The sequence below is a fragment of the Janthinobacterium sp. YR213 genome (genome assembly GCF_900099875.1).
Classification (GTDB): Bacteria; Pseudomonadota; Gammaproteobacteria; order Burkholderiales; family Burkholderiaceae_D; genus Janthinobacterium; species Janthinobacterium lividum.
On record NZ_FNDA01000001.1, the window covers coordinates 2,022,401 to 2,048,486 of the forward strand.

The following is a 26,086-nucleotide window of genomic DNA, read 5'->3' on the forward strand; positions in this document are numbered from 1 at the left end:
GCTTACTTCAGATTATAGAACGCATCGCGGCCAGGGTAGCTGGCGATGTCGCCCAGGTCTTCCTCGATACGCAGCAGCTGGTTGTACTTGGCCATGCGGTCCGAACGCGACATCGAGCCGGTCTTGATCTGCAGGGCGTTGGTGGCAACGGCGATATCGGCGATGGTCGAGTCTTCCGTTTCGCCCGAGCGGTGCGAAATGACGGCCGTGTAACCGGCGCGCTTGGCCATTTCGATGGCGGCGAAGGTTTCCGTCAGGGTGCCGATCTGGTTGATCTTGATCAGGATCGAGTTGGCGATACCTTTCGAGATGCCTTCTTTCAGGATCTTGGTGTTGGTGACATACAGGTCGTCGCCGACCAGTTGCACTTTCTTGCCCAGTTCCGCCGTCAGGATCGCCCAGCCGTCCCAGTCGCCTTCATGCATCGCGTCTTCGATCGAGATGATCGGGTACTTGTCGCACCAGGTCGCCAGCAGGTTGGTGAATTCGGTGGCCGTCAGGCTCAGACCTTCGCCTTCCATTTCGTACTTGCCGTTCTTGTAGAACTCGGACGCGGCACAATCGAGGCCGATGGCGATCTGCGTGCCTGGCTCGTAGCCCGCTTCTTCGATGGCCTGGATGATCAGCTTGATGGCTTCTTCATGGTTGGCCAGCGATGGCGCGAAACCGCCTTCGTCGCCCACGTTGGTGTTCAGGCCCTTCTTGTGCAGGATCTTTTTCAGCGTGTGGAATACTTCCGCGCCGTAGCGGACAGCTTCCTTGAACGACGGGGCGCCCACGGGAATGATCATGAATTCCTGGATGTCCAGGTTGTTGTCGGCGTGCGCGCCGCCGTTGATGACGTTCATCATCGGCACTGGCATCTGCATGGCGCCCGAACCGCCGAAATAGCGGTACAGCGGCAAGCCCGCTTCTTCAGCGGCAGCCTTGGCGACAGCCATCGAGACGGCCAGGATGGCGTTGGCGCCCAGGCGCGATTTGTTTTCCGTGCCGTCCAGGTCGATCAGGGTACGGTCCAGGAAAGCCTGCTCATTGGCGTCCAGGCCCATGATGGCTTCGGAGATTTCGGTATTGATGTTTTCGCATGCTTGCAGCACGCCCTTGCCGAAGTAGCGCTTGGCGTCGCCATCGCGCAATTCCACGGCTTCGCGCGAACCGGTCGAGGCACCCGACGGCACGGCCGCACGGCCCATCACGCCCGATTCCAGCAACACATCGCATTCGACGGTCGGGTTACCGCGCGAGTCCAGGATTTCGCGACCGATAATATCAACAATAGCACTCATGTCATTCTCCAAAGTTAAGCGAAACAGGGGCTGCACACTGCGTTCTGATGCGCAATTGCACAAAGTGGGCAAAGAAACTCCCGGCGGAGACTATCAGGCCGGGAGCTGTCTTACAGGTAATACTGTCGCTATCGACCGGCGTTATTCAGCGACGGCGTTGGCGTCCTTGTGCGCCAGCGCTGCCTTGATGAACGAGGTAAACAACGGATGGCCGGTGCGTGGCGTCGACTTGAACTCAGGATGGTATTGCACGCCCATATACCATGGGTGGGCATTCTCACCCGTGCGTGGCAATTCCATGATTTCGCACAAATCTTCGCTCGGCGTACGGGCCGACACGATCAGGCCAGCCGCTTCGACACGGGCCAGGTAGTGATTATTGGCTTCGTAGCGATGGCGGTGACGCTCGGTCACCACGCTGCCGTAGATCTCGGCGGCGAGGGTGCCCGGATTGACGGCGCAGGTCTGCGCGCCCAGGCGCATGGTACCGCCCAGGTCCGAGTTTTCATCGCGCAACTCGACTTTACCATCGTGGTTTTGCCACTCATTGATCAGTGCAACGACAGGTTGATCCGTATCAAGGTCGAACTCGGTCGAATTCGCGTTCGGCATGCCTGCCTTGTTGCGCGCGTATTCGATCAGGGCCACTTGCATGCCCAGGCAGATGCCCAGGTAAGGGATCTTGTTTTCACGGGCGAACTGGGCCGCCTTGATCTTGCCTTCCACGCCGCGCTTGCCGAAGCCGCCCGGTACCAGGATGGCATCGTACTTGCCCAGGTTGTCGCAACCGGTCGTTTCGATTTCTTCCGAATCGATGTATTCGATGTTGACGCGGCTTTCCGTGTGGATGCCGGCGTGGCGCAGCGCTTCGATCAGCGACTTGTACGACTCGGTCAGTTCCACATACTTGCCGACCATGCCGACGGTGATTTCCGCCTTCGGGTGCTCCATCGTGTAGATCAGCTTGCTCCAGATCGACAGGTCGGCCGGTGCCGGATCGAGGTCCAGCGCGTCGCAGATGATCTTGTCGAGACCCTGATCGTGCAGCATTTGCGGCACTTTGTAGATGGTGTCGACATCCCACACGGAAATGACGGCGTCTTCCTCGATGTTCGAGAACAGCGAGATTTTCGCGCGTTCATCTTCCGGGATGGCGCGGTCGGCGCGGCACAGCAGCGCGTTTGGCAAGATGCCGATTTCGCGCAGCTTTTGCACCGAGTGCTGGGTCGGCTTGGTTTTCAGTTCACCGGCCGAGGCGATGTAAGGCACCAGGGTCAGGTGGACGAAAGCCGTGTTCTTGCGGCCGGCGCGCAGGCTCAGCTGACGCGCCGCTTCCAGGAATGGCAGCGATTCGATATCGCCGACGGTGCCGCCGATTTCGCACAGGGCCACGTCGTAGCCTTCGGCGCCACGGCGGATGTAATCCTGGATTTCATTGGTGATATGCGGAATCACCTGCACGGTCTTGCCCAGATATTCGCCCCGGCGTTCCTTGCGGATCACCGATTCATAGATCTGGCCAGTGGTGAAGTTATTCACCTTTTTCATGCGGGTGGAGATGAAGCGCTCGTAGTGACCGAGGTCGAGGTCGGTTTCGGCCCCGTCATCGGTGACGAATACTTCACCGTGCTGCATAGGGCTCATCGTGCCAGGATCGACGTTGATATACGGGTCGAGCTTGAGCATGGTGACTTTAAGGCCGCGCGATTCGAGGATCGCGGCGAGGGAGGCGGCGGCAATCCCTTTTCCAAGGGAAGACACAACGCCACCAGTGACGAAGACAAATTTGGTCATTGCAGATGGTGCCGAACGGCACGTGCGGGAAATTGAAATTATACACTAAAGCCCGCCTGCGTCGCTCCCCACGCGCGGAAATTTGCGCCAAATGACGACTATCCCTCCCCCTCCTGCTGTCTACGCGCAACAAAATTACCCGATAACAATAATTGAAATATTTCCAATTCCATATTTTGTGTGGGAGACCGAACAGACCCTGCCATGGCATACGTCCAGACTGGAATTTTTCAACGGAGGTACATCATGAGCTACGAAGAACGCGACGCCTACGGCATGTATGTCAACCGCGGCCACAAAGGCCCCGGCCCTGAACTGATGGGTGCAGACACCCTGATCGGCGACCATGTGCACAACGCCAAGGATGAACACCTGGGCGAAATCAAGGAAATCATGATCGACATGCGCAGTGGCAAAATCGCCTACGCCGTCATGTCGCACGGCGGCGTCTTCACCATCGGCGAAAAGCTGTTCGCCGTGCCGTGGGAAGCGCTGCTGCTCGACACCGTCAACAAGCGCTTCACCCTCAACGTCGACAAGGAACGCATCGAAAACGCGCCCGGCTTCGATACGGATAACTGGCCGAACATGGCCGATACCACATGGGTGAACTCGATTCACAGCTACTACGGCACCACGCCGCGCGAGTATTAATTAACCCGAAGCGGAGGGCCGGGGTCGTACCCTGAGGGTACGACCCCAGTATTTGCACTTGGGTTTGGTTAAAAACGGTATTCCAACCCCGCCACATACGTCCTGCCCCGCGCCGTACTCATCGGCGTATTGTCGTTCGACTGCGACGGCATCGAGTTCAAGCGGTTCAGCGCTTCCGAGTAATTCTTGTCCATGGCGTTTTGCACGGACAGGCGCAGGAACAGGTTCTTGCTGACCTGGTAACTCGCATACAGGTCGATCACGGCCGGGATCTTCGGATTGTCGGCCTTGAGCACTTCGCCCGTCGCTTCATCGGCTTCATTATCCGGCGACAGGCGGCGATTCGATCCCGTGTGCTTGATGATGGCGCCCACTTCCAGCTTGTTGTCCAGCAAGCGCGTGCCCACGTCGAGGTTGTAATACGTGCTGGGCAGCTCGCTGATGTCGGCCGCACCAAACCACGCGCTGGCGATCGAGGTGGGCTGGCTGGTCTTTTCACGCGTGTACGACAGGCGCGCATAGGCCGGCCCCAGCTGGTACTGCGCTTCCAGTTCCCAGCCGCGCGTATGCACGGGTGTGGCCGAGTTAATGTAGATATACATATTCGTCACGTACGCATCGACGGTCTCCCAATCCGTGGCGATCACTTCCGATATATTGCACTTGCGCCCGTTATCGCACACAAGGAAGGATTGGCTGGTGATATAGCCATCGATCTTGCTCTTGAAATACAGGGCCTTGAAGTTCAGCGCATCGTTCTTGCTCAGCAAACCATGCAGGCTGGAATTAAAACCCAGTTGATAGGTCGTCGCTTTCTCTCCCTTCAGAAAGGGGTTCATCGACGCCCCGCCGTCATTCGAGAAAAACACTTCCTGCGGATTCGGCCCGCGCATGGTGCGCTCGGCGCTGGCAAACGGCTGGAACCAGGGCGTGAGCTGGGCCGACAGCAACAGCGACGGATTGATGCCGTGTTCGTTCAGCGCGATATGCGCCGCCCCTTGCGGGAAACATTTCACGCGCTCGTCGCAGGCCGGCTTGTAGCCCGTCAATTCGAAACGCGTGTAGTTCAGCCCCGCATTGAGCTGAACAATGCCGCGGTTGTATTGCAGGCCCGCATACAGGCTGTTGATCTTTTGCACGCCCTCGGGACCGAACGTATTGTTTTCAATCGATTGCTGGTTCGCATCCGGGTTGTCCGGATCGTCGACCAGGCTTTCCACGTGCTTGCTGTATTTATTACGCATCAGCTTGCCGCCAATGGTCACCAACGCATCGCCGCCGGCCAGTCTGAAGCTGCTGGTGTTGTTGATGTCGAAGGCGTCGGCGCGGTTGGCCGCATTCGTGTTGATGAAATTGGTCAGCGCCTCGGGCATGTATTTCTGGTTGCCGCGGCTGCTGCTGGCGACCACATTGAGGTCGATCAATTCCGAAAACGGCGTGTAGTGATATTTCACATAGTAATCATCGCTCCGGATATCGCGGCGCGTGAACGTATTGCGGTAATCGCGCGCCGACAGTTCCAGCGCATGGAAGTCGCTCAAAGTGAGGTCCAGCTTGAGCAATTGCGACTTCGGCTTCTGCTTATAAAAACGGTTGTAGCCGAAGCCGAACTCCTCGCTATCCGTGCCATTGCCATTCTTGTAGTTGTTGCCGATCACGCTCGCGCTGGTGGCGGCAATGAAACCCACGCTGCCGCCATCGAAGGCAGGGTTTTTCATGCCCACGGCCAGCATGGCGCTGCGGCCCACGCCGTTATTGCCGGTCCACATCTTCGTGCGCGCCCCCGTTTTTTCCCCGGCGAAGACGACGTCATCGACGCCGATGGTGCGGAAATTGGCGCTGCCGGCCAGCGCATTGACGCCGTCGCCGCCGACGACATTGCCACGCGACACATCCACGCCGATGATGAAGTTCGGGTCGATCAGGGCGCCGAACTGGCTGCTGGGCACGCTACCATGCGCCACTTCCGATGGCGCGCTGCCATAGTAATTTTGCGTCACGCCATCGACCATGGTGTTGACCCGGCCAAAGCCGGACAGGCCGCGGATGTTCACGCTGACGGCACCCTGCGCCGGATCGATCTGGGTAAACGTGCCCGGCATGCCGCGCAGGATCTGGTCGACGGGCTGCAAGCGCGTGTCCGGCCCGCGCGCACTGACGGCGCCCGGTTTTTCCAGCGCCTGCTGTTCCGCAGGCACCGTTTCACCCGATACATTCAATGGTGGAAATTCCACCTTGCCACTGCCTTGGACTTGTTGTGCCCATGCCTGCTGCGCGAGCAAGGCCATGCAGATGCCCACGGCCTGCGTCATTGTCTTGATATGCATACACCCTTGATTTGTTATGGATAGATTTTTGAATGAAAAGCGATGGCATCCTCATGCCTTGTCCTGTCCTGGCTCCAGCTTGAACGAGACGGGCAAGGTGACGGTCACCGTGCCCTGGTGCAGGACGTTGTCGGGCGGCGCCGGCAACGGTTGCGCGCGCTCAAGCACTTGCAGCGCTTCGCGGTCGAGCAGCACCGTGCCCGATGAAGTGACCAGTTCGCTGGCCAGCAGCTTGCCGTCGCGGTCCACCTGGAAGCGCACCCAGGCGGCGCCAGCCCGCTTGCGCTGGCGCGCATCGCCCGGATAGCGCTTGAAGTGGGCCAGATGGCCGAGCACGCGGCTTTGCCAGCTGGCCGGCGCCGCGCTGCTTGACGGCGTGTCGCTGTTGAACGGCGCCGCCTGCGGACCGCGCACGGCAGCCGGTGCCGGCGTGGCGCTGCTGCTGGCCTGTGCGGGCACGGCAGCTTCCTTGGCGACATCCTTGCCCGGCTCCGTCGATGGGCTGGCAGCCGCCTTTTCCTCTTTTTCCGCCGCGACGATCTCCGGCGCGGCGGCGCGCGCCAGCACGGGCAACGCCTCTTGCCGGATGGCGCTCCTTGGCGGCCGGGCCGAGCTGGAGGCAGCCGACTGGCGCGCGCCCACGGCATGCGCGACCTGTGTTTCCGGCGACATCGCTTGTGCGGCAAATACCACCATCACGCTGGCCGCCGGGTTGGCGGGCGCCACGGCGACGGGCTGCCAGCTGGCCCACAGCAGCAACGCCAGCATGCCCGCTACCATCAGCGCCGTGGCGATGCCCCAGTTCAATACAGGGCGCGGATTCACCCACCCTCCCGGCCGACCAGGCCCACTTTCAGATAACCGGCCTGGCGCAGGGCATCCATCACGCCCAGCACGTCTTCATACGCCGCTTGCTTGTCGGCCTGGAAAAACAGGGTGCGCTGGCGGTCGCCGCCCGTCTGGGCGTCAAGCAAACCGCCCAGCTGCTCGCGCGCCACGGGCGACTCGCCCAGGTACAGGCTGTGGTCCGCTTTCAGGGAAACGAACAGGGGCTTTTCGGGGCGCGGTTCCGGCTTGGCTGTGGCGGCCGGCAAGTCGATTTTCAGGTCGACCGTGGCCAGCGGCGAGACCACCATGAAGATGATCAACAGCACCAGCATCACATCGATGAAGGGCGTGACATTGATCTCGCTCAACTCTGGCATGTCGGCCGTGTCGTCGTCCGGGGAAGGAAAGAGGCTGGCCATGGCTCAGGCCTGCTTGCGCGTGTCGAGGTCGCGGCTCAGCATCAGCAGCACTTGCGCGGAAGCGGCCCGCAGCTGCGCCTTGTACTGGTTGATGCCACGGCTGAGCACGTTATAGATGACGACGGCGGGAATCGCCGCCACCAGGCCCAGCGCCGTCGCCAGCAAGGCTTCCGCGATGCCGGGCGCGACGGTGGCCAGATTCGTGCTCTGGCTGACGGCGATGCCGATGAAGCTGTTCATGATGCCCCACACGGTGCCGAACAGGCCGACGAACGGTGCCACGGCGCCGATGCTGGCGAGCAGGCCGATGCCTTGCGTCATGGCGCGTACCTGCTGCGCAATGAACTGTTCCTGGCGAAAGCCGGCCCGCTCTTTCAGGGCCGCCGCCGGCGCGCTGGCGTGCGACAGATTCAGTTCCTGCTGCACATCGTCGAGCAACTGCTGCGCCAGCGAAGTGCTGCCTGCGCCCTCCACCTTGGCGGCCGCGTCGGGCAGCGAGGTGGCCGTCTTCAGCATGGCGACGGCTTGCGCCGCCGCACGCCGGGCTTGCAGCAAACTGGCGCCCTTCACCAGCAAGACCACCCAGGTGGCCAGCGCGGCGACCAGCAAGCCGATGAGCACGCTTTTGACAACCTGGTCGGCGGCGAAAAACATGCCCAGCGGCGACATATCGTGCGGCAAGGCGGACGCTTGCGCGGTGGCGTGGAACAGGGAAAGAAACATGCCGCCAGCGGCGGCTTTGATACGGGACAAGGGGATACGCATGGGAGTTTCAACAGGTAACAGGCATGGCTGCGCCAACGGCGCGCACGCGCATGCAAAAAAAATCGGACGGACTACCTGGCTGCTGCGGGGAAGCTTGCTGGGAGAGAATGCCGGGCTGACCGCCCGGCGGAGGTGAAACGGCTTACTTGGCGCTGGCGATGGCGGATGCGGCAACCGGCGTGAACCAGACGAAATCCGCCTGCGGCGCCAGCACCGTGGCGCCCTTCTGCGCCAGGACCAGCACCAGCGGCGCAGGGCCGCCCGTCAAGTCCTGCACGTGCAGCGGCACGCCCAGGTCCTTGTGCGCATGGTAGGCGCCGGCGATCAGCACGGCCGGCGCGGGCGCGGCCAGCAGGCGCTCGGCCATGCGGCGGTCGCGCTGCTGTTGCACCGACAGCATGGCGGCCAGGCGCGGTTCGTCGATCTGGTTGTCATGCATGACGCGGATGATGTCTTTCAGCTTGGCATGCACCTTGCCATCGTTGGCCAGGTTCGAGTGCTTGCCCTGCACGGCCGGCTTGTCGACAAACATTTGCTTGATCTCGCTGCGGTCCAGGTTGGCCGACCAGACGGGATACGGCGCGCGCATCACGGTCATGACCAGGTCGCCATACTGCTCCCACTTCCAGCTGGGCTGCCAGGCCAGCAGCTCGGCCACGTGCTCGGGGCGCACGACGGGATCCGTCTGCAGCCACGGCTTGACCTTGTCCACCTTGGCTTGCTGGTCCGGGTTCAGCATTTCCAGCAGCACGCTGCCTTGCGGGCGCCGGCCCTGCAGTTGCTGCAGCAGCCATTGCTCGATCTGATGATGGCTGAGCTGGTCATGCTGTTCGCCCACGATGATCCTCGGCGCAGCGGCCAGCTGGGCCAGCAGTTGCTCGGCAGTCACCCGCTGGCCGCTGCGCAAGTCGACGATCTCGCCCAACTGGCGCACATCCTGCGCGGCGGACGTCGCGGCGGCGCCGGTGGCCGCGCCAGTTACGGGGGCGACACTGCTGCAGGCGCTCAGGGCCAGCACGCAGGCGGGCAGGACGGCAGCGATGGACAGGGAGAATTTCATGGGCATGGCCTTTCGGGTCTAAGCACGCATTGCAAAATAACTACTGGCGGGCATTTTAATAGAAATGATTCTCATTTACAACCAATGCATGGCGAACCATACAGATTTTTTTACTACTGGCAAAAACCAATATGCTGCTTCGGTGAAATCCCCGGGCGCGGAGTAGAATAAAAAAAACGGAGGACTCGCGTGAATCAAACTGACCAGTTGGCGGTACTGAAAAAACCGCTGCCCGTATCCCTTGCTGCCGTACTTTCCCTGATCTTTGCCGACCGCTTTTCCATGACGCAAGCCATGCGCGAACACCATGGCCGCGACGAGTCGAGCTATCCTCCCATGCTGCCGGACGCCGTCATCTTCGCCCATTCCACCGAGGAAGTGGCGGCCGCCGTCAAGCTGTGCAGCGCGCACGACGTGCCCATCATCGCCTACGGCAGCGGCACTTCGCTCGAAGGCCATGTGCTGGCCCTGCATGGCGGCGTGACGATTGATCTGTCGCAAATGCACCAGATGGTGGCGGTGCATGGCGAAGACTTGACGGCCACCGTGCAGGCGGGCGTGACGCGCAAACAGCTGAACGAGGAAATCCGCGACACGGGCCTGTTCTTCCCCATCGACCCGGGCGCCAATGCGTCGCTGGGCGGCATGGCCGCCACGCGCGCCTCGGGCACGAACGCCGTGCGCTACGGCACCATGCGCGAAAACGTGCTGGCCCTGACCGTGGTGACGGCCGATGGGCGCATCATCAAGACGGGTACCAGGGCGAAAAAATCCTCAGCCGGCTACGACCTGACGCGCCTGTTCGTCGGCAGCGAAGGGACCCTGGGCATCATCACGGAAGTGACCGTAAAACTGTATCCGCTGCCGGAAGCCATCTCGGCCGCCGTGTGCTCGTTCCCCGGCACGGGCGAAGCCGTCAGCGCCGTGATCCAGACCATCCAGATGGGTATTCCTGTGGCGCGGGTCGAGTTTCTCGATGAAAATGGCGTGAAAGCCATCAATGCCTACGACAAGATGGCGCTGCCGGAAAAGCCATTATTGCTGTTTGAATTTCACGGTACGCCGGCCAGCGTGGCCGAGCAGGCGCAGCTGGTGCAAGCCATTACGGCGGAGCATGGCGCCAGCGATTTCGAGTGGGCCAGCCGTCCCGAAGACCGCTCGCGCCTGTGGGCCGCGCGCCACAATGCGTATTTCGCCCTGCTGCAACTGCGCCCCGGCAGCCGCGCCATCTCCACCGATTGCTGCGTGCCGATTTCGCGCCTGGCCGAATGCATCCTGGCCACCAAGGCCGATTGCGAAGCGCAGGGGCTCGTCTATGCCATCATCGGCCACGTGGGCGACGGTAATTTCCACGTGCAGATGCTGGTCGATCCCGATGACCCGGCCGATATCGCGCGCGCGGAAAAGGTCAACAGCGACATGGTCACGCGCGCCATCGGCATGGATGGCACCTGCACGGGCGAGCACGGCGTGGGCATGCACAAGATGGCCTTCCTGGTGGAAGAACATGGTGCAGGCGCGATCGACACCATGCGCGCCCTCAAGCACGCGCTGGATCCGAAGAACATCATGAATCCGGGGAAGATCGTACGCTGGTAACTATAATGCCATGCGCATCGGCACGAAAGCGATACCGCCCTCCTCCACCTTCGGCCCCGTGGCGACAAAGCCCAGGCTTGTGTACAGGGGCAAGGCGTACAGGGAGGAATTGACGGTAAACGCCGTCACATCGCCTTTGGCCAGCGACGCATCGCGGGCTGCCTGCCACAGGCGGCGCGCCATGCCGCGCCGGTGCCAGGCGCGCGGCACGAACATGTGGAACAGATGCGTGTTGTCGCGCATGGCCACCACACCGGCCAGTTCGCCGTCGATATGCGCGAGCTGGTAGGCATAGCGAGTCTGCGACAGATAGCCTTCGATGGCCGGCTGGCGGCAATGTTCGATGAATTTTTCCGCCCCCGCGCCATCCGGGTGCAGGGTCAAAAAGGGCATCAGGTCGTCGATCAGGGCGACGATGGCGGGCGCGTCGGCGACCAGGGCGGGACGCAGTGTCGGTTCGGGCAAGGTTGTCATCTTCAAATAATGCCATGGCCTCCTCCCCGCCGGCAACTCTCAACAGAAATCGCGGCTGCTGGTCCGCAAGCGTCCCAGCAAATGCGACATGTCGACCAGGCGCTTGGCCACCAGGTTGCGCACGATGCCTTCACGCTGCCACACGCCGTACACGCCCAGCAGCGGCGCACTCAGCACTTCGCGCCGCTGGCTTTCCACCAGGTCGGGCCAGACGATGACGTTCACCGTGCCCGTCTCGTCTTCCAGGGTCATGAAGATGACGCCCTTGGCCGTGCCCGGCCGCTGGCGCACGGTGACGATGCCGCAGGCGCGCGCCAGCTGTCCGCTCGTGTAAGTCATCAAGGTGGACGCGGGCAGGAAACGCTGTTCCAGCAATTGCTTGCGCAGCAGCGCCAGCGGGTGGCGGCCCAGGGTCAGGCCTTGCGCGCGGTAGTCGCTGACGATGCTCTCGCCTTCCGTCGGCGCGGCCAGCACGGGCAAGTCTTCCTCTTGTGAGGTGGCGCGCAGCAAATCCCTGTCGGGCACGGCGCCGGCCGCCTGCCACAGCGCCGCGCGCCGGTGCCCGGCCAGCGCGTGCAGGGCATTGCCGGCGGCGAGCACCTGCAAATCATGACGGTCCAGGCCGCCACGGAGGGCCAGGTCGGCCACGTCGGCGAAAGCAGCGATGGCGCGCGCATCCTCGATGCGCCGGGCCGCTTCCGCGCGCATGCCGAACAGGCTGTTCAAGCCCAGGCGCACGGCGGGTGCGACACCCCGCCCCCCCTGCTCTTCCAGCTCCGCCTCCCAGCCGCTGATCGCCACGTCGACGGGCAGCACTTGCACGCCATGCCGGCGCGCATCCTGCACCAGTTGCGAGGGACTGTAAAAGCCCATGGGCTGGCTGTTGAGCAAGGCGCACAGAAAGGCAGCCGGTTCGTGGCATTTCAGCCAGGAACTGGCGTACGTCAGCAGCGCGAAACTGGCCGCGTGCGACTCGGGAAAACCGTATTCGCCAAAGCCCTCGATCTGGCTGAAGATGGCCTCGGCAAATACTTTCTCATAGCCATTGTCCACCATGGCATCGACGATGCGGTCATGGTAATTGTTCATGCCGCCCTTGCGTTTCCAGGCCGCCATGGCGCGCCGCAACTGGTCCGCTTCGCCGGGTGTGAAATCGGCCGCGATGATGGCCACCTGCATTACCTGCTCCTGGAAGATCGGGATGCCCAGGGTGCGTCCCAGCGCCTTTTCCAGGCCCTTCGGATAATCGATTGGCTCCTTTTTCTGGCGCCGCTGCAGATACGGATGCACCATGCCGCCCTGGATGGGGCCGGGGCGCACCAGCGCCACCTCGATGACGAGGTCGTAGAATTCACGGGGACGCAGGCGCGGCAGCATGCTCATCTGGGCGCGCGACTCGATCTGGAACACGCCGATGGTGTCCGCCTCGCACATCATGTCGTAGGTGACGGGGTCTTCCGCAGGAATATCCTGCAGGCGGAATTCCTCGCCGCGCCGCGCCCCCACCAGTTCCAGCGCACGGCGCAGGGCCGACAGCATGCCCAGCGCCAGCACGTCGACCTTCATCAAGCCCAGCTCCTCGAGGTCATTCTTGTCCCACTCGATGACGCTGCGTTCGGCCATGGCCGCGTTTTCAATCGGCACCAGGCGCGACAACTTGCCCTGAGCAATGACAAAGCCGCCCGGATGCTGCGACAAATGACGGGGAAAGCCCAGCAACTGCTGCGCCAGGCCAGCCCACTGCTGCGACAATGCCGCTTCCGGGTCGAGTCCGCATTCGGCCAGGCGCTCGAGCAGATCGCGCTTGCCATCGAACCAGCGATGCGCCTTGGCCACTTTTTCCACGATGGCCAGGTCGATCCCCAGCGCCCGGCCGCTGTCGCGCAAGGCGCTCTTGGGCCGGTAGCTGATCACCACGGCCGCCAGCGCGGCCCGCTCGCGGCCATATTTGCCATAGATATATTGAATCACTTCTTCGCGCCGCTGGTGCTCGAAATCGACGTCGATATCGGGCGGCTCGTTGCGCTCGCGCGACATGAAACGCCCGACCAGCGAGTTGCCGCGCGCCGGGTCCACTTCCGTGATGTGCAAGCAATAGCAGACGGCCGAATTGGCGGCCGAGCCCCTCCCCTGGCACAGGATGTTTTGCGAGCGGGCAAAGCGCACGATGTCGTACACGGTCAAGAAGTACGCTTCATACGACAGTTCCGCGATCAGTTCCAGCTCCTGCTCGATCTGCTCCTGCACGTTCGCCGGAATGCCCAGCGGAAAGCGGATACGCGCGCCCGCATACGTTTCTTCGCGCAGATACGTCGCCGGCGTGTGGCCGTGCGGCACCAACTCGTCGGGATAGTCATAGCGCAAACTGTCGAGGGAGAATGTGCACAGCTCCGCGATGCGCAGGGTTTCCGCCAGCGCCTGCGGCGGATACACATTGGCCAGGCGCAAGCGCGCGCGCAGATGCTGCTCTGCGTTTTGCGCCAGTGCATAGCCGCACTCGCCCACGGGTTTGCCCACGCGGATCGCGCACAGCGTGTCGAGCAGGGGCTTGCGCGAACGCACGTGCATGCACACGTGGCCGACGGCCACCACGGACAAGCCCTGCGCTTGCGCCGCCTCCTGCACGCCGCTGCGGTGCGCGTCATCCTGCGCCCGCTGCAGCAGGTTCAAGCCTATCCAGCTGCGCTCGCTGCCAAAGGTTGCCGCCATCCATGCCCCCTGCGCGCGCAGCGCCTCGGGCTGGGCCGGATAGCTGGGCAGCAAGATCATCAGACAGCCGGGCAGCCCCCGCAAATGGGCAAACTCTGGCGATGGCGCGGCGAAATCATCGGGCGTCAGCAAATAGCGCCCCTTGGCCGCCCGCGTGCGCGCCATGGTGATCAGTTCCGACAAGTTGCCGTAACCGTCGATGTCTTGCACCAGCGCCAGCAAGGACAGGGCCGGACTGCCGTCGGACTGCGTCAAGTGAAAGTGCGCACCGATAATCAGGGGAAAATCGGCCCGCTTGGCCACCGCATGGGCACGCACGACGCCCGCCAGCGAGCACTCGTCGGTAATGGCCAGCCCCTTGTAACCGAGCTGAACGGCGCGCGCCACCAGCTCTTCCGCATGCGAGGCCCCATGCAGGAAGCTGAAATTACTCAGGCAGTACAACTCAGCATACTCGGGTAAGACTGCGCCCCACATGATCCACCTCAATACTGTATATAAACACAGTATATTATACTTATCTGGAATCGGGCTTATCGTTTATGCTGGTGTTTTACCTCCACATCGACCGCCATGATCGTCCATCTCTTGAAATGTTTCGGCGCCGCACCCGGTGGCGGCAATGCGGCACTGGTCGTGGAAAACGACCACGGCAGCGAAACGGCGCGCCAGCAATTCGCCCAGGAGCGGCAAGTGAGCGCCTGCGTCTTCCTCGACCCGCAAGCGGACGGCAGCATCGTGCTCGACTATTTTTATCCGCACACGCGCAGCCCCCTGTGCCTGCACGCCACCCTGGCGGCCGCGCATGTGCTGCTGACGGCGCCTGGCGCGCCGGCAACCCTGACGGTACGCACCGCCATGCGCGGGCAAGCCTTGCAGCTGGTGCGCCGCGCGGAGGGATTGTTCATCGGCCTGGCGCCGCAGCCGGCGCCTGCCGTCCTGGTGGAAAAGTATGTGCCGTCCGAGCTGATGGGCCAGCATATGCACTTGCTGTCGCCGCCCGTGGTCGCCTCCGTCGGCAGTCCGAAGCTGCTGCTGGAGGTGGCCGACCGCACCACCCTGCGCGCGCTGCGGCCGAACCTGGAACTGATCGCCGACTGGAGCGCCTTGCATCAGGTCAGCGGCTGCTATGCGTATTGCCGCACGGGCGAGCACGAGTATGAGGGGCGCAACTTCAACCACCTCGATCCGGCGCTGGAAGACAGTGCCACGGGCGTGGCGGCGGGCGCGCTGGCGGTGCATCTGCAACAGTCGCTGCGTCTGCACCAGGGCCACGTGACGCAGCAGCCCTGCTTGATCGAGGTGCAATACAGCGCGCAGGCCATCTGGGTGGGCGGCATGGTGCAACGCAGCACCTGAATGGGGCGCGCCGCACCAGCACAAGGCAAGCCAGGCAGCGGCCAAAAGATAATCAACCAGGAAACAACAGTTACCGCAAATTTGTAATAACAAAACAAAGTATCGCTGGTGAATGCTGAAATGATGGCACTAGAATCAAGTCACGAATCTTGCTCATCAGCCACTTGGAGATACTGCGTGCCGACCCTCACCACCTTGCGTAAAGCAGTCCTCATCAGCCTGTACGGCAGCGCCGCCCTGGCCGCCTTCAGTCCCGCCGCCATGGCCCAGAGCACGGAAGCGGCCGCCACGGACGGTCCCGTGCAAACGGTCAGCGTGGTCGGCTCGCGCCGGGTCGCCAGTTCCGCTACCGATACCATGGTGCCGGTCGATATCATTCCGATTTCCAAGGTGGCCGAGCAAGGCGGCCAGTTTGACCTGGCGCAATCGCTGCAATACATCTCGCCCTCGTTCAACTCCACGCGCCAGACAGGCGCCGATGGGGCCGACCTGATCGATTCGGCCGCCCTGCGCGGCCTCGGTTCCGACCAGACCCTCGTGCTGGTGAATGGCAAGCGGCGCCACACGACGGCCCTCGTCAACCTGTTCGGTGCGCGCAACCGCGGCAACACGGGTACGGACATGAATGCGATTCCTTTATTGGCGATCAAGAACGTGCAAGTGCTGCGCGACGGCGCCGCCGCCCAGTACGGCTCGGACGCCATTGCCGGCGTGATCGACATCGAACTCAAGAAAAGCCTGGGCTGCGAAGCCGTGGCCGGCTACAGCCAGTATTCCGAAGGCGACGGCAAGAATTACATGACCTCGGCCTACTGCGGCATCGCGCTGGGCGACAAGGGCACCCTGGCCATCACGGGCGAATACCTGGACCGGGGTCGCTCGAACCGCGCCGACTCCGACAGCATGCGCATCATCGGCGATACCAAGTCCAAGAACAAAACCCTGTATATCAATGGCGACTACGCCACCAGCGGCGCGGGCAAGCTGTACTTCACGGCCGGCGCGCAGACGCGCGACGCGTCCAGCGCCGCGTTCGGCCGGGGCGGCATCGGCAGCGACGACATCCCTGCGCGCAATTCGGCCGCCATGTACCCGGACGGGTTCGTGCCTTTTATCAATGGCAAGATCGACGACCAGTACGCCACCATCGGCCACCGCAGCCAGATCGGCGAATGGCATGCTGACTTTTCGCAAACGTATGGCTACAACAAGATGCGCTACGACATCAGCAACACGCTGAACGCATCGATCGCCAACCTCGACCTGATGAATGGCGGCAAGGGCGTCAGCCCCAGCAGTTTTGACGCGGGCGGCTTCTCGTTCCAGCAACTGACCAGCAATGCCGATTTCAGCCGCTATTACGATACGGTGATGCGCGGCATGAACGTGGCTTTCGGCGCCGAATACCGCAGCGAGGAATACAAGATCATGGCCGGCGAACCGGGCTCCTACATCGATGCCGACGGCGTGGGCACGGGCGGCAATGGACGCAGCCAGGGCTTTCCCGGCTTCCAGCCCAGCGACGTGACGAAAGCCAAACGCCACAGTATCGCCGCGTATGGCGACGTGGAACTGGACTGGACGGAACGCCTGAAAACCCAGGCGGCTTTACGCTATGAAAAATTCAGCGACTTCGGTTCCACCGTGACGGGCAAGCTGGCCGCCAGTTACAAAGTGGCACCGAATGTGCTGCTGCGCGGCTCGGCCAGCACGGGTTTCCGCGCGCCATCGCTGCAGCAAGTGTATTTCTCGTCCACCTTTACCGACTTCGTCAGCGGCGTGGCCACCGACGTGGTGCTGGCGCCGAATGGCGGCGCCGTCGCCAACGCGGCCGGCATTCCCAAGTTGAAAGAGGAAAAATCCACCAGCTTTACGCTGGGCACCACCTGGACGCCGACGCAAGCCATTTCCGTGACGGCCGACTTGTACAACATCAAGATCAAGGACCGCATCGTGCTGTCGGGCCGCTTCAATGCCGACAACTACCCGGACCTGGGCGCGCGCCTGGCCCTCCTGGGCGTGACGGAAGCGCAATTTTTCGTCAACTCCGTCGACACGCGCACGCGCGGACTCGACTTGACGGCCTCGCACAAGGGCGAGCTGGCTGGCAACCGCCTGAACACCTTCCTGGCCTTGAATTTGAGCAAAACGGAAGTGACGAAAGTCAAGACGCCCGCCTCGCTGACGGGCTTCGAGGATGTCCTGCTGTCCGAGCGAGAACGCCTGTTCATCGAACAGGGCGGCCCGCGCGCGAAAGCCACCCTGGGCTTCGACTACATCACGGGCAAGCTGGAATCGGACCTGCGCATCATCTACTTTGGCCCGCAAACCCTGGGCACCTTCAGCGGCACGGCCGAAGGCGTACCGAACGCCCGCTACAAGGCCAAGACGTCCGCCGACCTGAGCTTCACCTACAGCATCAGCAAGAACACCAAGCTGACCTTTGGCGGCAACAACATCTTCAACGTCAAGCCCACCACGCAGAACGCGGACGAAACGGATAACGGCTTCAAATACGACAGCGTGCAGTTCGGCCTGAACGGCGCTTCGTGCTTCGGGCGGCTGTGGGTGAAGTTCTGATCACCGTGTCCACATAAAACAGCGGCTGCGCCAGCTTGGGCAGCCGCTGTTTTTTTATGTCGGCATCAATGCATGGTCAGATGGCAGGAGCTTGATTGGATAATTGCATCAGCTCATCCTTGCATCAAGTTAGGCAAAGCGAAAGTGACGGAGTGGTAACGGGCAGGAGACTCAGGTGCTGTCAACCGTCCAGTAGTGGCTGCAGGCAGCCCCCATGGAGGATAGCCAATTATCAATCCGAAAAACTCATGCATTGTCACGAAAACACCGGTGACCGCCGATGGGCGATCACCCGCATGCACGGAGAAGGCATCAGCCCAATGTTTTTCGCACACATTCGCGTTTCCGGCCCCCGGCGGCTCCCCGCCAGCCCCGCCGCCGCGAACAATCTTTGCCCTGCGGCGGAAAGCACGGATAATAGCGGCTAACTCATAAGCACAGTATTGGATTACCTCATGGAAATTAAAGTCAACTTTCTCGACAAGCTGCGTCTCGAAGCCAAGTTCGACGATTTTACGGTCATCGCCGACCAGCCCATCCGCTACAAGGGCGATGGCTCGGCGCCAGGCCCGTTCGATTACTTTTTGGCATCATCGGCACTGTGCGCGGCCTACTTCGTGAAGTTGTATTGCGATACGCGCAATATTTCCACTGAAAATATCCGTTTGTCGCAAAACAATATTGTCGATCCTGAAAACCGCTATCAGCAGATTTTCAAGATCCAGGTCGAGTTGCCGGCCGATATCTCGGCCAAGGACCGCCAGGGCATCCTGCGCTCGATCGACCGTTGCACGGTAAAAAAAGTGGTGCAAACAGGCCCCGAATTCGTGATTGAAGAGGTGGAGAACCTGGACGCCGATGCCCAGGCCTTGCTGGCCCTGAATCCCGCCCCTGGGACGAATACCTATATCGTCGGCAAGGACTTGCCGCTGGAACAGACCATCGCCAATATGTCCAGCCTCCTGGCGGGCCTGGGCATCAAGATTGAAATCGCCTCGTGGCGCAACATCATTCCGAATGTATGGTCGCTGCATATCCGCGATGCGCATTCGCCCATGTGTTTCACCAATGGCAAGGGCGCGACCAAGGAAAGCGCGCTGGCGTCGGCCCTGGGCGAGTATATCGAGCGCCTCAGCAACAACCATTTCTACGCGGGATCGTTCTGGGGTAACGACATCGCCAACGCGGAGTTTGTCCATTACCCGAACGAGCGCTGGTTCAAGCCGGGCCGCAAGGATGCGCTGCCGAAGGAGATTCTCGATGCCTACTGCCGCGACATCTATGATGCCGATGGCGAGCTGCGCGGCTCGCACCTGATCGACACCAACTCCGGCAATGCCGAGCGCGGCATCTGCTCGTTGCCGTATGTGCGGCAGTCTGACGGCGAGGTCGTGTATTTCCCGTCCAACCTGATCGAAAACCTGTACGTCAGCAATGGCATGAGCGCCGGCAATACCCTCGTCGAAGCGCAGGTGCAATGTCTGTCGGAAATTTTTGAGCGGGCCGTCAAGCGCGAAATCCTCGAAGGCGAAATCGCCCTGCCCGACGTGCCGCAGGAAGTGCTGGCGAAGTATCCGGGCATCCTGGCCGGCATCGTCGGCCTGGAAGAACAGGGTTTCCCCGTGCTGGTCAAAGATGCGTCGCTGGGCGGCGTGTACCCGGTGATGTGCGTCACCCTGATGAACCCGCGCACGGGCGGCGTGTTTGCCTCGTTCGGCGCGCACCCGAGCCTGGAAGTGGCGCTCGAGCGCAGCCTGACGGAATTGCTGCAGGGCCGCAGTTTTGAAGGCTTGAACGACTTGCCGCAACCGACGTTTGCCAGCGAAGCCGTCACCGAGCCGAATAACTTCGTCGAACACTTCATCGATTCCAGCGGCATCGTCTCGTGGCGCTTCTTCAGCGCCAAGGCCGATTACGATTTTGTCGAGTGGGATTTTTCCGGCCACGGCGAGAACTCGAATGCCGAGGAAGCGGCGACCCTGTTCGGCATCCTCGCCGGCATGGGCAAGGAAGTGTACACGGCCGAGTATGACCAGCTGGGCGCCAAGGCCTGTCGTATCCTCGTGCCCGGTTATTCCGAGGTATATCCGGTCGAGGATTTGATCTGGGACAACACCAACAAGGCGCTGCTGTTCCGCGCCGACATCCTGAACCTGCATGGCCTGGACGATGCCAGCCTGGAAGACTTGCTCGACCGCCTGGAAAACAGCGAGCTCGACGAGTACGGCGACATCGCCACCCTGATCGGCATCGAGTTCGACGAAAATACGGTGTGGGGCCAGCTGACGACCCTGGAATTGAAGCTGCTGATTCATCTGGCCCTGCAGCAGTTCGAGGAAGCAAAGGAACTGGTGGAAACCTTCTTGCAGTACAACGACAACACGCTCGAGCGCAAACTGTTCTATCAAGCCTTGAACGTGGTGCTGGAAGTGGAACTGGACGACGAGCTGGAGCTGGACGATTACGTGGTCAATTTCCGCCGCATGTTTGGCGACGCCCGCATGGACGCGGTGCTGGGCTCGGTGAACGGCAGCGTGCGCTTCTTCGGCCTGACCCCGACCAGCATGCAACTGGAAGGCCTCGACCGGCACCAGCGCCTGATCGACAGCTTCAAGAAATTGCACGCGGCGCGCGCCAAGGCGGCGGCCCGCTAGGACGACAAGCGGGGGCCGGCGCGGCAGTCGCGCCTTCGCGCCCCGGCGCAGGAATCAACCCTGCGCGACCGCATGGAAAAGAGACCATGGCCACACTGGAATTCTGGTTCGATTTCGGCAGCAACTACAGCTACCTGAGCGCCATGCGCATCGACGCGCTGGCGCGTGAAAAGAAGGTGCATGTGATCTGGAAACCCTTCCTGCTGGGCGTCGTCTTCAAGGCGCTGGGCTGGGAGACATCGCCCTTCATCTTGCAAAAACTCAAGGGCGACTACACGTGGCGCGACATGGCGCGCCAGTGCGAAAAGTACGCATTGCCATGGCAGCAACCGAGTTCCTTCCCCCGCACAGCCCTGCTGCCCATGCGCGTGGCGCTGATCGGCGCGGACCAGGGCTGGATCGCCCCGTTTGCGCGCCGCATGATGACGATGAATTTCGCCGAAGACCGCAACATCGACAACCTCGAAGCCGTCAGCGAAGCCCTGGAGGGGCTGGGCCTCGATGCGCGCACCGTTCTGGCGATGGCTGTGACATCGGACAACAAGCTGCGGCTGCGCCGCCAGACCGAGCAGGCACAAGCGCTGAACCTGTTCGGCGCCCCCAGCTTCGTCAGCGCTGGGGAATTATTCTGGGGCAATGATCGGCTCGAGGATGCACTGCTGCATGCGGTAGCCAGCCGCTGTTAAACCCCACTCCCCGCCAGCGCCGCGATCTCTTTCTGCATGTTCTCGATTGCCCGCTCGTTGTACTGGTCGGCAAAGTACGCATCGCCAAACAGCTGGCCCGCCTGCGCCTTGCCGCACAAATGCTGCAGGGCCAGGCCCCGCTGCTCGTTGAAGCGCACCGGGTCCACGTGCGCGTATTCGCGGCCGATGGCTTGCGTGTAGGCCTGGTACACCTCGTCATCCTGGCCCAGGATGGCCAGGTCGGCGCTGAGCATGGCGTCCTTCAGCGCGTGGCTGATGCCGGGGCCCTGGAAATGGTCGGTGACGCGTATCAATTGCGCCACATCGAGGTTGTCGCCCGCATCGAGGCCGCTCGCCAGCCACAGCTGGGCGCTCGCCTCTTCGCTCGAATACAGGGCGTCGTCGTCGTGGCTGTAAACGGCGTCGTGGAACCAGAACGCCTTCTTGACCAGCGCGCTGTCGCGCTTGGGCGCAAAGGTATTGTCGGCCCACACGCGGATCTCGGACAAGCCGTGCACCAGGTGGTCGAGGTTGTGATAGTGGCGGTCCGCGCCGCCATACGCCTGCGGCCCCGTCAGGTGGGCGAACCAGTGATCCGCCAGCGCGATATCCGCTTGCGAGGCTGTCGCGTAATTCCACAGCGCTTCCCACTCCTTGCGCAGGCAGTCGAGTATCCACGCCTGGTACGCCGGGCCGGGGACGAATTTCTTCATGGTCCAGTTCCAGCCGACGGGACCTTCCAGCGCCTTGACGAAGCTGGAACTGACGGAACCGAGGTCGCGCGGCGGCATGACGAAAATCGTCTTGGCGCCCTGCAGCACGTCCACATTGGTTTGCTGGATCAGGTTTTCATAGTCGAAATCGGCCGTCGTGCGGATGCCGCGGATCAGGTAGTCGCAGCCATGCTTTTTCGCCGCGCGCGCCGTGTAGTCACCCTTGACGATGACCACCTGCACATTGTCCCAGCCGCACTCGCGCGCGCTCTGCTCGATGATGCGCTTGCGGTCTTCGGCGGGGAATTGCGGCTTCTTGGCGGGGTTTTGCGACAGGAACACGATCACCTCGTCGGCGAGCGAGCGCGCTTCGCCGATCACCCACATGTGGCCGTTGGTGATGGGGTCGAGGGTTCCTGAAAAGCCGATCTTCTGCATGCTGCGCTCCATTTGCTTGAATGCTTATTGCGCAGACAATATATGCCAGCGGCGCGCGCGTCAATGCAACATGCCAAAGATCATGATCAAAACGTTATTTTTTCACGGCTTGCGGGAATTCCACGCGCACGCACAGGCCGCCCAGGCGCTCGGACTTGTCCAGCACCAGGCGCGCGCCGTGGCGCTCGGCGATGGCCTTGATGATGGCCAGCCCCAGGCCGCTGCCGTTGGCATCCGTGCCGGGCACGCGGTAGAAGCGGCTGAAGACGCGCTCGCGCTCTTCGGGCGGGATGCCGGGGCCGCTGTCTTCCACGGACAAGGTCACGCCGACGGGGCTGGCGCGCAGGTCGATGTCGACCGTGCCGCCCTGCGGCGTGTACTTGATGGCGTTGTCGACCAGATTGCGCAGCATGATGTTGAGCGCATCGGCCTGCCCCGCCACCTTGGCCGCATCCATGTGGTGCAGGCCCAGGTCGATCTTGCGCGCCTGCGCGATGCCGGCCATGTCGCCCAGCGCCCGCTTGACGACATCGTTCAAGTCCACCGCCTGCAGCTGGTCGCCGCTGGCGGCACTGGCTTCCTGGCGCGCCAGCACCAGCAACTGCTCGACCAGGCGCGTTGCCCGCTCGATGCCGGCGCTCACGCGGCTGATCGCCAGGCTGCGCTTTTCTTCCGATTCGGCCCGCTCCAGGCTCAATACCTGCAGCTTCAGGGCCGCCAGCGGCGTGCGCAATTCATGCGCGGCGTCGGCAACGAAATGCTGCTGCGCGTCGAACGCCGTCTTCACGCGGCCGAACAGCAGATTCAGTTCATGCACCAGGGGCCGCACCTCATCGGGCAAGCCCGCTTCCGAGACGGGCGACAGATCGTCCGCCTGGCGCGCCGCCACCTGCTTGCGCACGCGCGAGACGGGCGCCAGCGAGCCGCTGACGACCCACCAGACCACCAGCATCAGAATCGGCGCCATCAGCGCGATCGGGCCCACCGTGCGCAGCGCCAGGCTGCCGGCCATGCGCTTGCGCACGGCCATGTCCTGGGCAATCTGCACGGTCTGGGAACTGGTTTGCACGGAGAAGATGCGGTAGGTCGTGCCGTTGGCCTTCACGTTGGAAAAGCCCAGCACGGCGCGCTGCGGCAATTCCGCGCGCGTGATCGAGCGGAACACCTGCACGCCGTCCGGCGTCCATACCTGCACCACCATGTCGTTGTTGACGGGGTCGGCAGGCAAGGCTTGCGCATGGTTGGCCAGCGGCGCACCGGAGCGCAGCGACAGGGCCATCTGCTGCATGTGATAGTCAAAAATCTGGTCGGCGTCGTACAGGGCGCTGCGGTAGGCGATCGACGCCTGCGCCAGGGCCGCCATGATGATGGCCGCCAGCAAAAACCACAGCAGGCGGCCGCGCAGCGAGTGCGTCACCGTGACCTTCATCCTCATGCCTTGGGCACCATGTAACCGAGGCCGCGCACGTTCTGGATCAGATCGCTGCCCAGCTTCTTGCGCAAGCCGTGGATATACACTTCCACGGCATTGCTGTTGACTTCATCCTTCCAGCTGTACAGCTTTTCTTCCAGCTGCGCGCGCGACAGCACGATGCCGGGACGCGCGATCAGCGCTTCCAGCACGGCCCATTCGCGCGCCGACAGGTTGACGGGATGGCCCTCGGCGATCACTTCGCGCGTCAGCGGATTGATACTCACGCCCTGGTGCTCGAAGATCGGTTCCGGCCGCCCCGAGGCGCGCCGCAGCAGGGCGCGTATGCGCGCCAGCAACTCGTCGAGGTCATACGGCTTGAGCACGTAATCGTCGGCGCCCGCGTCGAGGCCGGCGATGCGCTGCTCGATGGCGTCGCGCGCCGTGGCGACCAGCACGGGCGTGTCGAGCTTGCGCAAACGCATCGAGCGCAGCACGTCGAGGCCATCCTTGCGGGGCAGGCCCAGGTCCAGCAGCACCAGGTCGTAGGTCTGCGTCTGCAGGGCCGTATCGGCCATGTCGCCATCCTTGACCCAGTCCACCGCGTAATGCTCGGCGCGCAGCAAGTCGAGCACCACCTCGCCGATCATCGTATCGTCTTCTACCAGCAATAAGCGCATGGCTTGCCTCTCTCTAGTTACTCTTGTTTTCAGCCCAAACGCACGGGAATGAATATCTTGTCCGGTCCCCGCTGTATCAGCAAGGCCACCGACTTGGCGGATTTTTCCACCACGTCGCGCACCTGCTCGACCGTGTTGACGGGACGGCCATTCACCGACAATAGCACGTCGCCCGGCTGCACTCCGGCATTCGCGGCGGCGCCGCCCGCGTCTTCCACCAGCAGGCCGGCGCTGATGCCCGCCTCGCGTTTTTCATCCGATTGTAACGGACGCAGGGCCAGGCCCAGCTTTACCTTGCCGGCGGCGCTGTCGCTCTTCGCCACTTCGGCCACCTTGTCGGCCGCATTGCCCAGGGTCGCCGTCAGGCTGACGATCTTGCCGTCACGCCAGACATCCATGCTGATCTTGTCGCCTGGCAAAGAGGTGCCCACCAGCGCCGGCAGGTCGGCAGAACCGATGATGCGCTGGCCATTCACCTTGCGCACCACGTCGCCCGATTTCAGGCCCGCCTTGTCGGCCGGGCTGCCCCGCTCCACGTTGGCCACCAGCGCGCCTTCCGGCGTGGCCAGCTTGAACGAGTCGGCAAAGCCCTGATTGACTTCCTGCACCGTCACGCCCAGCTTGGCATGGCTGGCCTTGCCCGTGGCGACGATCTGGTCCTTGATGCGGCCGGCCAGGTCGATGGGGATGGCGAACGACAGGCCCTGGAAGCCGCCCGTCTGGCTGTAGATCTGCGAATTGATACCGACCACTTCGCCGCGCGTGTTGAACAGCGGGCCGCCCGAGTTGCCGGGGTTCACCGCCACGTCAGTCTGGATGAACGGCACATTGCTGTCGTCCGGCAAGGAACGGCCCTTGGCGCTGACGACGCCGGCCGTCACCGTGCTGTCGAAGCCGTATGGCGAACCGATGGCCAGCACCCACTCGCCCACTTTCAGGTCGCTGGAATGGCCGAGCGGCACGATGGGCAGGTTGTTGGCGTCGATCTTCAGCACGGCGATATCGGTCTTCGGATCCGTGCCGAGCACCTTGGCGCGGAATTCGCGGCGGTCGTTCAGCTTGACGGTCACTTCGCGCGCATCGCGCACCACGTGGGCATTCGTCATGATGATGCCGTCCGGACTGACGATGAAGCCGGAACCGAGGCCATGCGTGGGCACGTCGCGGCCACCGCGCTGCCCGCCTTGCGGTCCCTGGAAGCGGCGGAAGAACTCGAAGAAGGGGTCGTTGCCGAAATCGTCGTTGCCGGCCTGGGCCGACGGGTCATAGGCCACCTTGGTGCTGCCCGTGACGCTGATGTTGACGACGGCCGGGCTGTTGCGCGCGGCGATCTGGCTAAAGTCGGGCAAGGCCACCAGCGGCGCGGCGGCGGTGGCGGGCGCGACTGCCGCTGCCACGGGGGCGGCCGCAGCCGCTGCGGCATTCGCGCCGGCATTGTTCTGATGCACCACCATGGCGCCACCGGCGCCCAGCACACCGATCGCGGCCAGCGCGGCTACGGTGCGTTTGATTTTCAGGGATGCGGTATTCGTTTGCTGTTCCATGAATTGCTCCTCATTCAATGAGATTTTGATGTATGCAATATTGGGCCACGAGTCTTAGGCGGTGCTTAACATTTTTCTATTTGGAAACAGGCATTTGCGCCTTTAA

Annotated in this window: 19 protein-coding genes; 6 read left to right on the plus strand and 13 right to left on the minus strand. The window is 62.5% G+C overall.

The features are described from left to right. Positions 1-2: 2 nt before the first annotated feature. Together eno and BLT98_RS08885 are read right to left on the minus strand one after the other, a co-directional pair. Positions 3-1,286 carry a phosphopyruvate hydratase gene (eno, locus tag BLT98_RS08880; RefSeq protein WP_034750709.1) on the minus strand — a complete coding sequence of 428 codons (1,284 nt, stop codon included), beginning with the start codon at positions 1,284-1,286 and terminating at the stop codon, positions 3-5. A gap of 141 nt (positions 1,287-1,427) precedes the next feature. Then, positions 1,428-3,080: a CTP synthase gene (locus BLT98_RS08885; RefSeq protein ID WP_092606568.1), complete on the minus strand. Its 1,653-nt coding sequence runs from the start codon at positions 3,078-3,080 to the stop codon at positions 1,428-1,430. A gap of 246 nt (positions 3,081-3,326) precedes the next feature. Between BLT98_RS08885 and BLT98_RS08890 the strand changes: the two genes are divergently transcribed. Further along, the gene (locus tag BLT98_RS08890) at positions 3,327-3,734 is read left to right on the plus strand and encodes a PRC-barrel domain-containing protein (RefSeq protein ID WP_035821190.1); all 408 of its coding nucleotides are present in this window, start codon (positions 3,327-3,329) and stop codon (positions 3,732-3,734) included. Between the two features lie 68 nt (positions 3,735-3,802). Here the strand turns inward: BLT98_RS08890 and BLT98_RS08895 are convergent, their stop codons facing one another. The 5 genes from BLT98_RS08895 to BLT98_RS08915 all read right to left on the minus strand — a co-directional run bounded on the left by BLT98_RS08895 (position 3,803) and on the right by BLT98_RS08915 (position 9,133). Further along, entirely contained in the window at positions 3,803-6,061 is a 2,259-nt protein-coding gene (locus BLT98_RS08895) for a TonB-dependent receptor domain-containing protein (protein ID WP_092606571.1), read from the minus strand. Positions 6,062-6,112: 51 nt separating this feature from the next. Further along, positions 6,113-6,886, minus strand: a complete 774-nt coding sequence (locus tag BLT98_RS08900) for an energy transducer TonB family protein (RefSeq protein ID WP_092606574.1) — start codon at positions 6,884-6,886, stop codon at positions 6,113-6,115. Continuing rightward, positions 6,883-7,308 (minus strand): TonB system transport protein ExbD, encoded by a 426-nt coding sequence (gene exbD / locus BLT98_RS08905; protein ID WP_052140202.1) that lies wholly within the window; start codon positions 7,306-7,308, stop codon positions 6,883-6,885. The genes BLT98_RS08900 and exbD overlap by 4 nt, the downstream gene beginning before the upstream one ends. Before the next feature lie 3 nt (positions 7,309-7,311). Next, positions 7,312-8,061, minus strand: a complete 750-nt coding sequence (exbB, locus tag BLT98_RS08910; RefSeq protein WP_240317637.1) for a tonB-system energizer ExbB — start codon at positions 8,059-8,061, stop codon at positions 7,312-7,314. Positions 8,062-8,215: 154 nt separating this feature from the next. Then, the gene (locus BLT98_RS08915; protein WP_034783320.1) at positions 8,216-9,133 is read right to left on the minus strand and encodes a ChaN family lipoprotein; all 918 of its coding nucleotides are present in this window, start codon (positions 9,131-9,133) and stop codon (positions 8,216-8,218) included. Positions 9,134-9,415: 282 nt separating this feature from the next. On the opposite strand from BLT98_RS08915, the gene BLT98_RS08920 reads away from it, so the two are divergent. Beyond that, positions 9,416-10,732, plus strand: coding sequence for an FAD-binding oxidoreductase (locus BLT98_RS08920; protein ID WP_225317474.1), 1,317 nt, complete (start codon positions 9,416-9,418; stop codon positions 10,730-10,732). Here the strand turns inward: BLT98_RS08920 and BLT98_RS08925 are convergent, their stop codons facing one another. Continuing rightward, the gene (locus BLT98_RS08925; protein WP_244517430.1) at positions 10,733-11,206 is read right to left on the minus strand and encodes a GNAT family N-acetyltransferase; all 474 of its coding nucleotides are present in this window, start codon (positions 11,204-11,206) and stop codon (positions 10,733-10,735) included. Between the two features lie 39 nt (positions 11,207-11,245). Next, positions 11,246-14,392 (minus strand): error-prone DNA polymerase, encoded by a 3,147-nt coding sequence (locus tag BLT98_RS08930; RefSeq protein ID WP_092606580.1) that lies wholly within the window; start codon positions 14,390-14,392, stop codon positions 11,246-11,248. 96 nt (positions 14,393-14,488) lie between these two features. Here BLT98_RS08930 and BLT98_RS08935 point away from each other — a divergent pair, with 96 nt between their 5' ends. The 4 genes from BLT98_RS08935 to BLT98_RS08950 all read left to right on the plus strand — a co-directional run bounded on the left by BLT98_RS08935 (position 14,489) and on the right by BLT98_RS08950 (position 21,194). Then, the gene (locus tag BLT98_RS08935) at positions 14,489-15,274 is read left to right on the plus strand and encodes a PhzF family phenazine biosynthesis protein (RefSeq protein WP_092606583.1); all 786 of its coding nucleotides are present in this window, start codon (positions 14,489-14,491) and stop codon (positions 15,272-15,274) included. A 177-nt stretch (positions 15,275-15,451) separates the two neighbouring features. Continuing rightward, positions 15,452-17,854: a TonB-dependent receptor plug domain-containing protein gene (locus tag BLT98_RS08940; protein WP_092606586.1), complete on the plus strand. Its 2,403-nt coding sequence runs from the start codon at positions 15,452-15,454 to the stop codon at positions 17,852-17,854. A gap of 455 nt (positions 17,855-18,309) precedes the next feature. Then, on the plus strand, positions 18,310-20,508 hold the full coding sequence (locus BLT98_RS08945; protein ID WP_092606588.1) for an OsmC domain/YcaO domain-containing protein: 2,199 nt from the start codon (positions 18,310-18,312) through the stop codon (positions 20,506-20,508). Between the two features lie 86 nt (positions 20,509-20,594). Continuing rightward, positions 20,595-21,194: a 2-hydroxychromene-2-carboxylate isomerase gene (locus BLT98_RS08950; protein WP_092606591.1), complete on the plus strand. Its 600-nt coding sequence runs from the start codon at positions 20,595-20,597 to the stop codon at positions 21,192-21,194. On the opposite strand, the gene coaD is transcribed toward BLT98_RS08950, so the two are convergent. The 4 genes from coaD to BLT98_RS08970 all read right to left on the minus strand — a co-directional run bounded on the left by coaD (position 21,191) and on the right by BLT98_RS08970 (position 25,980). Beyond that, positions 21,191-22,345, minus strand: a complete 1,155-nt coding sequence (gene coaD / locus BLT98_RS08955) for a pantetheine-phosphate adenylyltransferase (protein WP_092607105.1) — start codon at positions 22,343-22,345, stop codon at positions 21,191-21,193. The genes BLT98_RS08950 and coaD overlap by 4 nt on opposite strands. Positions 22,346-22,439: 94 nt before the next feature. Continuing rightward, positions 22,440-23,774, minus strand: a complete 1,335-nt coding sequence (locus BLT98_RS08960) for an ATP-binding protein (RefSeq protein WP_046685864.1) — start codon at positions 23,772-23,774, stop codon at positions 22,440-22,442. A gap of 2 nt (positions 23,775-23,776) precedes the next feature. Next, positions 23,777-24,436 (minus strand): response regulator, encoded by a 660-nt coding sequence (locus BLT98_RS08965; protein WP_034783312.1) that lies wholly within the window; start codon positions 24,434-24,436, stop codon positions 23,777-23,779. Between the two features lie 29 nt (positions 24,437-24,465). Continuing rightward, a complete protein-coding gene (locus BLT98_RS08970) occupies positions 24,466-25,980 on the minus strand; it encodes a Do family serine endopeptidase (RefSeq protein WP_092607108.1) in 1,515 nt (504 codons plus the stop codon). Positions 25,981-26,086 lie beyond the last annotated feature (106 nt).